This window comes from Pontibacter sp. GD13 (genome assembly GCF_058216355.1).
Genome location: NZ_JBYZMQ010000008.1, coordinates 169277 through 178487 on the forward strand (window position 1 = coordinate 169277; position 9211 = coordinate 178487).

Consider the following 9211-nt stretch of genomic DNA (forward strand, 5'->3'; position numbering starts at 1 on the left):
CTTGCTAATAAAAAAATAAAAGTTTTATAAACATTTTTGATAGTATTACTATTATAAACAAAAGCTTGTCTAACTTTGTAAAACACGCACCGGCCCCAAACTTCATTAGTACTATCATAGCTGCCACGGCATTTTAAAAAGCGCGGGAGTATTAAGGGAGGCGAGAGTAACTAGGAAAATGGTCTTAAGCACTTTAAAGATTTCTACCAGAGAATAAAAATGGATAATGAGACTGTAACTAAAAAGTTAACCCCGATACAGCGCTTCCTGCAGCTGCTTTCGGTTGAGCGCCGGGAGATTCTGTACATGTACGTGTATGCCATCGCCGCTGGACTCATCAGCCTGATGCTGCCACTGGGTATACAGAGCATTATTGGTTTTGTGTCGAGCGGACAGGTAACGGTGTCGGTGGTTGTGCTTATCAGCCTGATTGTGCTGGCCCTGCTGGTTGTTGGAGGGTTACAGGTAATGCAGCTGTGGTTGGTAGAGTTTATACAGCAGCGCCTGTTTGCCAGAACAGCAGCGGAGTTTGCCTATAGAGTTCCGCGCTTGCAGCCAGAGGCACTGCGCAAGTATTACCCTCCCGAACTTATGAACCGCTTCTTTGATGTGGTAACCTTACAAAAGGGCATAGCCAAAATATTGGTTGACTTCTCCACAGCCGTTATCCAAATAGCATTTGGTTTACTCCTGCTTTCCTTTTATCACCCCTACTTTATATTTTTTGGCCTTATCCTAATCCTGGTACTGGCATCCATCATCTGGCTGACCAGCGGAAAGGGGATTGAAACAAGCTTGCAAGAATCAAAATATAAGTATAAACTGGTGGCCTGGCTAGAGGAAATGGCCCGCTCCATGAGTACTTTTAAATTGGTTGGCCACACAAACCTGCCCATGGAGCGCACCAACAGCTATGTTAAAAATTACCTGGAAGTACGCCGGAAGCATTTCAAAGTACTCCTGACCCAGTATTACAGCTTTGTGGGTTTCAAAACTTTTATAACCGGAGGCTTGCTCGTGCTAGGGTGTATTCTGGTCGTGCAGCAAGAGATCAACATTGGCCAGTTCGTGGCTTCCGAGATCATCATTATCCTGATCATGACAGCTGTGGAAAAAATCATCATCAAGCTCGATACGGTTTATGACGTGATGACAAGCCTTGAAAAAATAGGCCAGGTGACGGATCTTCCCCTTGAAGAGAACAAAGGAATAAAGCTGGAGGATTTACCCTTGAGAGGTGGTTTAAGCATAAAGGCAACCAATTTAAACTATAGGTTTGCGGATACTAAAAAAGTAGCACTGGAAGGAATCAGCTTCACAGTGCTGCCCTCCGAACGCATTTGTCTGGCTGGTTTTAACAGTTCCGGTAAAAGTACCCTGATTAACTTACTGCTCGGCCTACTTCCGTCATACGAAGGGAGCCTGTCCTACAATGGCATTTCGATGCACGACCTGCATAAAGGCAACTTGCGCAGCCTTATCGGCGATAACATTTCAACGGAACAGGTGTTTGATGGCACCCTGTTGGAGAACATCACCCTTGGCCGCAACCTTCCACTAAAAGACATCCTTTGGGCAATTGAACTGACCGGCCTCACACAGTTTGTGCACACGCTGCCAGATGGCTTACATGCTTACCTCACCGGCGGAAGCATGCGCCTGCCAGGTAGCGTTGCCCGCAAAATAGTGATGGCCCGAAGCCTGGTGCAACGCCCCAAGTTGCTCATTATAGACAACTACTGGGCAGGGATGGCCAAAAAAGATAAGCTCGATTTCCTCCATTTACTCACCAGCCAGGAGATAGACTGTACCATGATCATTGTATCAAATGACAAAGAGGTAATGCAGTTCTGCAACCGTACCTTACTGCTGCAGGACGGGAAGATGATGGCTTACGGCGGCTTCGAGGAAATAAAGGCACTCCACCTGCTACAGGATTTAACGGATGTAACGGCTTAGATGATGGGGACTGAATTTGGAAAGTTTGACAATACAGAAGAGGCGCAGTTGGCCATGTTATCCCTGGTACAGACGCCCCGGCTGGGTCGTACGCTGGCTTACTGGATCGGCGGCATTTTCCTGGGCTTGCTTCTGTGCCTTTTCCTCCCCTGGACGCAGAACATCCGCTCTGTAGGGATGCTAACAGCACTTACCCCGCAGGACAGGCCCCAGACAATTGAGGCAACCATTGCTGGCAGAATTGAGCAGTGGCATGTGATGGAAGGCGCTTTTGTAAAGAAAGGCGATACCATTGCCAGCCTTTCGGAAATTAAGGAAAAGTACATGGACCCTAACCTGCTTGCACGGCTAAGTGAGCAGGTAGCGGCTAAGCAGGGAGCCGTAGGAGCTAATGAGTCTAAAGCAAAAGCCATGCAGTTACAGATAAGCGCCTTGCGCGAGGGCCTTACTTTCAGCCTGCAGAAGGCCAGCAACAAAGTAGAGCAAATGCGCCTGAAACAGCAAAGCGACAGCATGGACGTAGTGGCGCAACGTACAGAGCTAACCATTGCAGAATCGCAGTTTGAACGCCAGGAGAACCTTTATAAGCAAGGACTGAAATCGCTGACAGAGCTGGAGCAACGGAAGTTAAAATTACAGGAGGCGCAGGCAAAGTTACTCTCCCTGCTTAACAAGTATGAAGCAACCAAGGCAGAACTCCAAAATGCCCGAACAGAGTTAAACTCGCTACAGGCTGAATATGCGGATAAAATTGCCAAAGCAGAAGCAGAACTGAGCGCCACCCGCTCTTATATTTATGGCTCGCAGGCCGATGTAGCGAAGCTGCAAAGCGAGTACAGCAGCACACAGGTCCGAAATCAGTATTACCAGATTGTAGCCCCGCAGGACGGCTATCTGATAAAGACCCTGAAAGCAGGCATTGGCGAAACAATTAAAGAGGGAGAGGCCCTTGCCACCATCATGCCCCAGAACCCGGATCTGGCCGCTGAGCTTTACATCAACGCCCTGGACCTGCCGCTTATTAAAAGGGGTGATGACATACGCTTACAGTTTGAAGGCTGGCCTGCCCTGGTTTTTTCTGGCTGGCCAGGTGCAAGTTTCGGCACCTTTGGAGGAGTAGTTGCCGTAATCGACAATTCGGGCACTAGCGGCAAGTACCGGATGCTGGTAGTACCCGACCCGGGTAAAGAACCCTGGCCTGAGGCTTTGCGCGTGGGTTCCGGGGTCTATGGGTGGGCCATGCTGAACACCGTCCCGATCTGGTATGAACTGTGGCGGCAACTCAATAACTTCCCCCCTGATTACATGGCAGATAAGTCTTCAGTAGCGCCTGATACCACAAAACAGCTAAAAACGACTAATCAGTAGCATGGGCATAGCAAAACAAATTAAGCACACTTTTCTGCCCCTGTTTATACTTTGCTTTTTTGCTTCTAACGCACAGGAACGTGACTCCGCACAGCAGGTGCTGGCCCTGGAGGAGTTCCAAAGTATAATTCTGCACCACCACCCGGTGGCATCGCAGGCAGTGTTACTCACAGAGCAGGCTCGCCAGGAACTCCGCATGGCAAGGGGAGCCTTAGATCCGGTTATCTCCAGCAAAGTATACCGCAAGGAGTTCGGAGGCAAAGAGTACTATAACATCTGGAGCAATTTTTTGCGTGTACCACTGTGGTTCGGCCCAGAGCTGAAAGCCGGCTTTGAGAAGAACCAGGGAGCTTTCCTGAACCCTGAGAACAGTACTCCTTCTGATGGATTAAGTTCCGTAGGCATAGCTGTCCCGCTCGGGCAAGGGCTATTTATCGACGAGCGTCGGGCCGCTATAAAGCAGGCACGCCTCATGCAGCAGATTGCAGGGGCTGAAAAAGTTAAGCTCATCAACAAGCTCCTGTTACAGGCAACAAAAGACTATTGGGACTGGCTGCTGTATTACCGACAGGTGCAGCTTTACCAGGAGGCTGTAGAACTGGCCGGTTTCAGGTTAGAATCCGTTCGTATCCGTGTGCAGGAAGGTGACCTGGCAGCCATCGACACAGTGGAAGCACTAACAGAGGTGCAAAGCCGGCGGGCGCTGCTACAGGAAGCGCTATTAAGCTATAAGAATGCACGCTTACAGGTAGCTACGCATCTTTGGGCCGAGGATGAGGTACCTTTGGAGCTACAGGAAAACACCATTCCCGCCCTCACAGGCAGTGAAGTGGTAACGCTGCCCCCAGATTCGCTCCGGAAATTATTGGAAACCGCGAAAACCAACCACCCGGACCTGCGCAAGCTTAGCCTGAAAGGAGAGCAGCTGGAGATTGAACAGCGTTTTGCTGCCGATAAACTTAAGCCGAAGATCAATGCGGAGTATAACCTGCTGCAGGGTGATTTTTATTTAAACCAGGAGGCCCTGGACAGGCAGTTTATGGGAGAGAACTATAAACTTGGTTTAAGCTTTAGCCTTCCGCTTTTCCTGCGGCAGGAGCGCGGCAAGTTACAACTCACCAAGGCAAAACAGCAGGCCAATAACCTTGAGTTGATTCAAACAACCAGAGAAGTAGAAAATAATTTATTAGCCGCTTATAATGATTGGCTTGCCCTGGAAGAACAGATAAGGCTACAGCAACAGATGGTGGAGAATGCCACTATACTGCGTAATGGCGAGGTTATCCGGTTTCAGAATGGTGAAAGCTCCTTATTTCTGGTAAACTCCCGTGAAATGAAACTGATGGAGGCGCAGGCAAAGCTAAACAACCTGAGGGCGAAGTATGCCAAAGCGAAAACCTTTCTCTACTGGGCTGCAGGAAGCATTCCATAAGCAGCTAAAAGCCCGGCAGAGCAGTTAGAACGATGTAGTAAATAAGTGCTGCTCAGGTTAAACCGGAGCCAGACAACTACAGCTGCTCTCCTACCACCACTTTTTCTTTGAAGGCACTCATCTCGCCGTTAAGCCCAAACAACTCTATGTAGAGCAAGTAATACCCCAGCTTTGCCTTGCTCCCATCCTCGCGCAGGCCATCCCACTGAAAAAAACCATCGGCGGCCAGCAGCTCGTTCCGCACCAGTTTGCGCACCTCCCGCCCCTGTGCATCGAAAATGGTAATGTTTGCAACCAGGCCTGTTTTATCGGTGCGGTAGTTGATGGTGGTGAAATCCTCGAAGCCGTCGCCGTTGGGGGAGAAGACAAGGGGCGCTATTGTAAACACCCGCTTGGCCGCTACGCCCTCCTGTGTCTGCGAGTTCTTATACCCTGGCGTGGCAAATACTGTGGTGGCTGCCGAGTGGAAGTTACTGGCTATACTTGGCCCCTCCAGCCTGATCCGCTCCAGCGACAGGCCGTTCCTGTCATCGATCAACTCAAAGTGCATTTGCTCGGTATAGCTGAACCTGTCCGCTACCTCCCCATTGGGCTGCAGCACAACCACCGTTCCGGCCGCATCGGGGTAGCTGGGCAGGCTGCTCATTTTAATAAAGGCCTCTCCCCGGGCGGCAGGGTAGTTCATTTTAATATTATCGGGGCTGGAAGTGAGAACTACATACTGCCCCGGCGCCAGCACATAAGCGCTTGAAAGGATCGTTTTCTTGTTGCTGATGGTATCGCCACTGGTATTGGCCAGCTGCCAGCCTTGTAGGTTCAGGTATTTACTGCTGCGGTTCACCAGCTCCACAAAATCGGAACCTCCTGTTCTGGGGTTAAACAGTACCTCGTTGATCACCACATCGCCGGGTGCCGGCGCGGAGGGCAAGGCAAAAGTATAAGCCAGTGGCCCCGAGCTTAGGTTGCCCGCGCAATCGCGTATTCCGGTGGCAGTAAGCGTGTACAGTTTGCTTTCCGGGAGAGGGGTGGCTAAGGTAAGAAGTACATTTGTGAAGAGCGGCCCCTGCACTTGCACGCTGGCTATCCCTATAGCAGGGCTCAGACTGTAATTTACCACTGAGGCAGCCTGCAAACTATCCAGTTGCTCATTAAACCGCAACAGCAGTTTATCGGGTGCAAGGGCTGTTACCTCTGATAGAAGTGGCGGCGTGTTGTCAGGGTTAGCAGCAGCCACGGAGTTTACCTGGGCAGGCGTTCCGCCACGAGGATCTACAGAGGCTGTCCAGTTATCTACACCAGCGCAGGGGTTGGTCACGTCAATCATTTCGAGGCTCCAGCCTCCCTCTTTCTTCGTGCTGTTTTTGTACCAGCTGTCAGTGTACTGCACGGCATAAATAAGTTTGCCGCCGGGTTGCCGAAGCTGTAGCAGTTCGCCGCTGTTGTTCAGGCTCGGGAAATTGCTGATACCGATCACCTTGCCATACTGGGCAAAATTCTGGACCTGACTATTGGGCACCACCACGGCATACTCGCCGGGCAGCAGTTGTACATTTGGTAGTGTTGTGGTGGAGGTAGCGTCGGAGTAGCGGATTCCTTGCAAAGTAAGCACCTTATCTGGCGTTGCGTTAAACAACTCCAGGTATTCCTGCGCCGGCAAACCCACCACAGGCAACTCATCGGCCATAATCTCAGTTATGAGCAGCTCCTGGAACCCCGGCAACACGGCAGGCGGCACAAAACTAAACTCCCGCTCCACAGGGTTTTCCAGGCTATTCCCGTACAAGTCCTGCAGACTGGCTAAACGCAGCACGTTACTGCCGCTCCTGAAGTTCTGGCTGAAAACCAGCCGTACTTTATCCGGTTGCACTAGTTCTGCCCGCACGGGTTTTATACTCCCGTTTAAAGTATAGTTGCCTGTGTTTCGCGCTTGCTCCGGCTGCAGCGGTTCGTTGAACTGCAGCGTAAGCTCCTGCGGGTTTATGGTTTGCAACTCCAGTAGCAAAGGCGGCTGGGCATCGGTGATCACAAAGTCATCAAAATAAAATTTCTGACTGTTACTTGCGGTATACTTCAGCAGCACCCCGAAAAAGTCGGAGCGTTTGTAGGTGGCATCGGTGGTGGTGCCCTGGTCCGTAAAGTTCTGGCCCGTGCCGCTTACATCAATCTGCAGCACCCATTCATAGTTTATGCTTCGGGATACCCGCACCCGCACCACGTTATTGGTACCGCTGATCGTTTTATCCTGGCCATTGATCAGCAAAACAGATGTTTTACCACCATCCTTCCTGAATAAGCTCACCTCATCAGGAGTTCCGCCAATTCGCACAAAATAACCGTTGGTGGCGCTGCCAGCCAGGTCTGCGTTGTCTGACATCAAGTAGATTTCGGCGTAGTTGCTGGCAGAAGTTGCTAGTTTTAAGTTGGCCCAAAACTCCCAGGTGGTGCCTGCAACGGCTTGCGATGGAGTAGTCAGTTGGATGACCGTGCCGGTAACCGCGGGGCCATTGCTTTGCAATTGGTTTTGCGCATTTACTATGAAACTTTTCTCATCGCCTGCCCAGGTGGGGTTTTGGGTAAAGTTACCGTCGGAGAAGTGCTCTTGCAGCTGTGCCTGCACCAGCAACGGAAGTAGCAGTAGCATAGCGAGTAAAGTTTGCTTCATAGGCTAAATTGTGCTGAAAACTTTTGTAATTTTGTACCCTTTAAAAGGCCCGGGCGGATACCTGGCAGACAAGTGGCTGGCATCTGCAGCCGCCTTTCTGAATTTTAGAACTTTTACGGGTGGCGCTGGCGTTAGTTGAAACGTTAAAAACAGGAGTCTTGCCAAATGCTCATAAAGTATAGCCCTGGGGATTATTTATCCTGCAAGTGCCTGTTAACGAATAGCAATTTATATATACCTTAAATGAAAGTAGCAGTAGTAGGTGCCACCGGATTAGTGGGCGGCGAGATATTGAAAGTACTGGCGGAGCGCGACTTCCCGGTAACGGAATTGTTGTTGGTAGCTTCTGAGCGATCTGTTGGAAAACAGATGGCGTTTAAGGGTAAACAGATAAAGGTGATCGGGATGCAGGACGCGATTGTGGCCGCCCCGCAAATAGCCATTTTCTCGGCTGGCGGCAGCACTTCCACGGAGTGGGCCCCAAAATTTGCCGAAGCAGGCATTACCGTAGTCGACAACTCTTCGGCCTGGCGCATGGACCCAACCAAAAAACTGGTGGTGCCCGAGATAAATGCCAAAGAACTGACCAAAGAAGACAAGATCATCGCCAACCCAAACTGCTCTACCATCCAAATGGTGGTTGCCCTGAACAAGCTGCACGAAGAACTACAGATGAAGCGCATTGTGGTAAGCACTTACCAGTCGGTTACGGGCACTGGCAAGGCAGCAGTAGACCAGTTGATGAACGAGCGCGCCGGCAGGGAGGGCGACATGGCCTACCCTTACCCCATCGACCTGAACGTACTGCCGCACATCGATGTATTTCAGGACAACGGTTACACCAAAGAGGAAATGAAGATGATCCTGGAAACCCAGAAGATCATGGGCGATGACTCTATCCGCGTTACTGCAACGGCCGTGCGAATTCCGGTAATGGGTGGACACTCCGAGTCGGTAAATGTAGAGTTTGAGAAGGATTTCACCCTCGAAGATGTTTACCGCATTCTGGGTGAGACGGAAGGTGTTAAAGTGGTGGATGATGTTAAAAACCTACAGTACCCCATGCCAAAAGATGCCCATGGCAAAGATGAGGTGCTGGTAGGCCGCGTTCGCCTGGACCACACCCAGCCCCGCACCTTAAACTTATGGATTGTGGCCGATAACCTGCGCAAAGGCGCTGCCACCAATGCCGTTCAGATTGCAGAGCATTTGGTAAAGCACGAGTTGGTGTAAGTTTGATAGCGTATCACGACACACGTATTAAGTAGCACGACAAGACATTTTTAAATTACTCTTCTTTACTATGAAGTACGGAAGTTAAAGAAGGGGGCGCATGCGCCCCCTTCTTTAATTATGCCTTGATTTAATGTTTATCCGCATATATCCGGATACATGCGTTTATTTGCCTTTTATCATTCCAATAGGCTATAACCTTCTTTTTAAAACTGCTTCTCACCTCTCCTAACACTTTTGATGCTGTTTTTTTAAACGCAGGTGTTATATTGAAAGAATTTGTTGGTTTTAATGCTAATTCCATAGTTTTACTTATCTTGTAATAGCCCTCGTTTGGTTCCCCAACGGATAACAAGGCGCAGTAAATCATTAAAGGTTTACTTTAACAATAAGTACCGCACATAGTGGCAATAACCGTATGTTTACGCATATCCGCTAGTTGACCGTGATTGTGAATTTACGAGCTTTAAAAGTGGCGTGTCTTTCAGGCTTTTTTAGGTCTGGGCGGCATCAAAGGCCACTAAAGCTCAGCAACGATCAGAAAAAGAACCAAAGGC

General features: G+C 49.9%; 6 protein-coding genes. 4 read left to right on the plus strand and 2 right to left on the minus strand.

Annotated elements, in window-relative coordinates:
• Positions 1-219: 219 nt before the first annotated feature.
• From AC4BAN_RS12700 to AC4BAN_RS12710, 3 genes are read left to right on the plus strand one after another with little or no spacing between them, the layout of a single operon-like run.
• A complete protein-coding gene (locus AC4BAN_RS12700) occupies positions 220-1959 on the plus strand; it encodes a peptidase domain-containing ABC transporter (RefSeq protein WP_490564779.1) in 1740 nt (579 codons plus the stop codon).
• Positions 1960-3327, plus strand: coding sequence for an HlyD family secretion protein (locus AC4BAN_RS12705; RefSeq protein WP_490564780.1), 1368 nt, complete (start codon positions 1960-1962; stop codon positions 3325-3327).
• Position 3328: 1 nt separating this feature from the next.
• Positions 3329-4759: a TolC family protein gene (locus AC4BAN_RS12710; RefSeq protein WP_490564781.1), complete on the plus strand. Its 1431-nt coding sequence runs from the start codon at positions 3329-3331 to the stop codon at positions 4757-4759.
• 76 nt (positions 4760-4835) lie between these two features.
• On the opposite strand, the gene AC4BAN_RS12715 is transcribed toward AC4BAN_RS12710, so the two are convergent.
• Positions 4836-7421 carry a lamin tail domain-containing protein gene (locus tag AC4BAN_RS12715; protein WP_490564782.1) on the minus strand — a complete coding sequence of 862 codons (2586 nt, stop codon included), beginning with the start codon at positions 7419-7421 and terminating at the stop codon, positions 4836-4838.
• A gap of 243 nt (positions 7422-7664) precedes the next feature.
• On the opposite strand from AC4BAN_RS12715, the gene AC4BAN_RS12720 reads away from it, so the two are divergent.
• Entirely contained in the window at positions 7665-8654 is a 990-nt protein-coding gene (locus AC4BAN_RS12720) for an aspartate-semialdehyde dehydrogenase (protein WP_490564783.1), read from the plus strand.
• Between the two features lie 130 nt (positions 8655-8784).
• Here AC4BAN_RS12720 and AC4BAN_RS12725 read toward each other — a convergent pair whose 3' ends face one another.
• Positions 8785-8958: a hypothetical protein gene (locus AC4BAN_RS12725; RefSeq protein ID WP_490564784.1), complete on the minus strand. Its 174-nt coding sequence runs from the start codon at positions 8956-8958 to the stop codon at positions 8785-8787.
• Between the last annotated feature and the right edge of the window lie 253 nt (positions 8959-9211).